The organism is Intrasporangium sp., from assembly GCF_036566125.1.
Lineage (GTDB): Bacteria > Actinomycetota > Actinomycetes > Actinomycetales > Dermatophilaceae > Intrasporangium.
In genome coordinates this window covers 1-3,519 of record NZ_DATCWX010000111.1, presented here as the reverse complement: position 1 = coordinate 3,519, position 3,519 = coordinate 1, and the positions used below count along the sequence as shown (strand labels likewise).

Here is a 3,519-nt window from a genome sequence, read left to right as displayed (position 1 = left end):
CGACGTGGCCAGGGTGCGCACGCCCCAGCCGGAGAACAGCTCGTCAGAGACCAGGTGCCGGGCCACCGCCGGCGCATGCTCGTCGTCCACGATCCCGGTCCAGAGAGCGTGGCCCATGTTGGACGCCAGCGCGTCGATCGGGCGCTTGTCCTTGTCGAGACCGACGGCGAACCAGCCGCGCTCGGGCAGCCAGAAGCGCTCGTTGAACGCGGTCTTGAGCCGGCGCGCCCGATCCTGCCAGTGCTCGGCCAGCTCCGGCTCCCCGCAGAGCTCCGCGAGCGCGGCCCGGGCACTGAAGGCCGCATAGACATAGCCCTGCACCTCGCACAGCGCGACGGGGGCCTCGGCAATCGTCCCGTCGGCGAAGTTGATCCCGTCCCACGAGTCCTTCCAGCCCTGGTTGACCAGGCCGCTTGGCGTCGCCCGCTCGTACTCGACGAAGCCGTCGCCGTCCCGGTCGCCGTACCGGTCGATCCACTCGAGCGCCCGGTCGACGGCGGGGAGCGTGCGCATGACCGTGCTGCACTGCCCGTGCCAGCGGGCGTACTCCCCGACGAGGGCGACGAAGAGCGGGGTCGCGTCCACGGTGCCGTAGTAGGCGTGCCGCCCGGTCTGGCCGGCCGCGGTCCCCGGGCCGCTCCCGAAGGGGAGGGCAGCATCAGTCGCCTCATCGGCCTCGTCGAACCGCAGCTCGTGCAGGATCCGGCCGGGCTGCTCCTCCGTCCTGTCGACGACCCGCTCGCCCTGGCGGCGGGCCAGGGCGTCGAGGACACCTTGAGCCAGCGTCGGGTCGAGGGCCAGGGTCATGTAGGAGGTCAGCAGCGAGTCGCGCCCGAAGAGGGTCATGAACCACGGCGACCCCGCCGCGAGGACGGGCAGGTCCGAACTCTCGTCGAAGACGCGCAGGCTGCCCAGGTCGTGCCGCGCCTGGCGGAGCGCCTCGTCGAAGTCAGGGTTGCTCGACCGGATCTCCGCCGTGCCGTGCTCCCACTGCCGTTGTCGCACCGCGGCCGTGGTTTCGGTCAGGGGGTGTCCGTCGGGGAACCGCGCGGGGATCGGCTCACCGCCGATGACGGGCTGGACGTGCACGGTCGCTTTCCACTCCCCCCGTCCCGGGATCTCGGCCACGAAGTCCACTGCGTCCGGGCGGAGCTCCGCTCCGGCGGCGTGGACGTCCACCCCGAGGCCGCTGTCGCCGACCCGGCGAAGCAGACACACCCCCGTGTCCATCAGCTGCACCCGCGTCTCCGTCTCCTTGGGTGCCCGCGACTCCTTGACCTCGAAGAGGCTGGCGAAGTCCGCCTGGAACCTGATCTGCACGGAGAGCGTGACCGGATCCGCGTGCAGGTTGCGGATGATGAGGTCCTCGCGGATCGCCTCGTCGACGTAGCGGGCGCGTTCCACCAGGAGCCGGCGGCTGTCGCTGAAGACGCGACTGATGAACCGGCAGCACCACGGAGATGGCAGGTAGTGGGTCAGCGGCTCGGGCCGCACGCCGTCGATCTCGAGCACCCAGCCAGACAGCAGGCGAGTGTCGTGCCCGAAGAAGCCCAGCGGCGCCTCGGTGTCGATGTCGCCGTTGGACCGCGAGAGGACGAAACTGGCTCCCGAAAGGACGGTGACCGTCTCGCGCGCGACGGGGGCGGACTCTCCAGTGAAGGTGACACCGCTCGAAGTCATCATTCGACTCTACGGGGAGGACCCCCGTTGAATGGAAGGGTGTATGCCGCTGAGCTCGCTTTCGTGCGAAAGCGAGCTCAGGGGCATACCACCTTTGAAACCGGGGTCAGCCGGCCTTGACGTCGGCGTCGTACGTGACGGTCGTGATCGGTCCGAGCGCGCCGCGGAGCTGGTCCTCCAGCTCGCGCTGCGTCGAGGACTTGCCCGTCGAGCGCAGCCCCATCGTGGTCTGCGCCGGGCCACTCGCTTGGGCGCGCGCCCACGCCCGCAGCTCGGCCAGCTCGCCGGAGTCGAGCCGATCACCCCGCGGAGCGACGACGACGATCTGGTAGGCCGCCGCGTTGCTGGTGCAGCCCTCGCACGCGACGTTGGCGGCGAACGAGCGGTTGTTGGCGACCAGGTTCTCCGAGTGGCGCAGGATGACGACCTGGACCGATACCGCGGCCGACGCGCAGTCGGTGCACTGCGACGTCGTGGACGTGGCGAGGTTGTCCACCCTCGCGTCCTTCGTCCGGTTGGCGTAGATGACGCTGACGGTCGTGGCGGTCGATGTGCAGCCGTCGCAGTTGGTGTCGGCTCCCGCGTTGGCGTCGCCGGAGACGTTGTGGCCGCTGCCGAGCTGGGTGACCGCGAAGGCCTCGTCGGTCGCCGTGGGGTCGGCGGACGAGGCGATGGCCACAGCGTTCAGGTCCGCACTCTTGGCATCGTGGGAACTACCGCTCCACGCCGACCAGCCGGTGCCCCCCAACACGGCCACGGCAGACAGGATGGCCGCGACGCGCCGCGCGGCGATCACTCGTCGACTCCCGTCAGGGCGAAGCCGTCAGCGACAGCGGCCGTCATCTCCACGAGGCTGTCCCGCGTCTCGTGGCGCAGGGCCGACAAGCGCGTCTGGGCACCGAGCTCGAGGGCCGGATCCCAGGGGACGCGGACCACGCGGCGACACCGCTGCTCGAAGTGCTCCACCATCGGTTCGATTGGGGCGCCGACCCCTTCGCGCACTCCGTTGATGACGACCACGGCCTGCCTGACGAGCTCGTGGTAGTCGTGCTTCGTCAGCCAGTCGAGGGTGAGGGCCGCGGCACGGCCCCCGTCCACGCCCGGCCGCAGGACGAGGACGAGCTGGTCCGCCTCCTCGAGCAGGCCCTGGTTGGCGCTGTCGAGGATGCCCGTGCCGGTGTCCAGCACGATGAGGTTGTAGAAGCGGTCGAGCAGGTCGATGAGCTGGTGGTAGTCGTCGCGGCCCAGGGCCATCCCGATGCGGGGGTCATCGTCCGAGGCGAGCACCTCCAACCGCGACTCGTCGCCCTGCGAGGTGTATTCGCGCAGCAGCGAGTACGTCGTGATCCGGTCAAGGTTGGCGAGCACGTCGGTGACGGCGCGGTCGTGCGGCGGCGCGACCCGGTGGGCCAGGTTGCCCGCATCGGGGTTGGCGTCGACGGCGATGACCCGGTCGCCACGCAGGGAGGCGAAGGTGCTCCCGAGGGCGAAGCTGATCGTCGTCTTGCCGACGCCGCCCTTGCGGCTCATGACGACGATGCGGTGCGAGCCGGTGATCGGGGCGCGGAGCCGCTCCTCGAGCGCCATGCGGCGACGCTCCTGGGCGCCGGGACCGGGGTTCACGGCGCCACCGGAGAACCGGTAGATGCGCTCCCGCCAGCCCCTCGTCGGCACCGGGGCCTGGGGCGGCAGGATGAGGTCGTCGCGGAAGGCGTCCGCGGTGAGCTCGAATACCTCGTCGAGGTCCTCTTCGTCGGCTGCGTCGGGGAGGTCGGTGCTGGTCGGTGGCTCGGCCGGGGCCGGCTCGGCCGGGGCCGGCTCGGCCGGGGCTGGCACGGC

Annotated in this window: 3 protein-coding genes; all 3 read right to left on the bottom strand. The window is 70.9% G+C overall.

The window, feature by feature from the left end:
• A partial coding sequence (locus VIR15_RS06605; protein WP_331926679.1) for an amylo-alpha-1,6-glucosidase occupies window positions 1-1,680 on the bottom strand: 1,680 nt, incomplete at its 3' end.
• A gap of 106 nt (window positions 1,681-1,786) precedes the next feature.
• Window positions 1,787-2,476, bottom strand: coding sequence for a hypothetical protein (locus VIR15_RS06600; protein ID WP_331926678.1), 690 nt, complete (start codon window positions 2,474-2,476; stop codon window positions 1,787-1,789).
• A partial coding sequence (locus tag VIR15_RS06595) for a MinD/ParA family ATP-binding protein (RefSeq protein WP_331926677.1) occupies window positions 2,473-3,519 on the bottom strand: 1,047 nt, incomplete at its 5' end. The genes VIR15_RS06600 and VIR15_RS06595, both read right to left, overlap by 4 nt.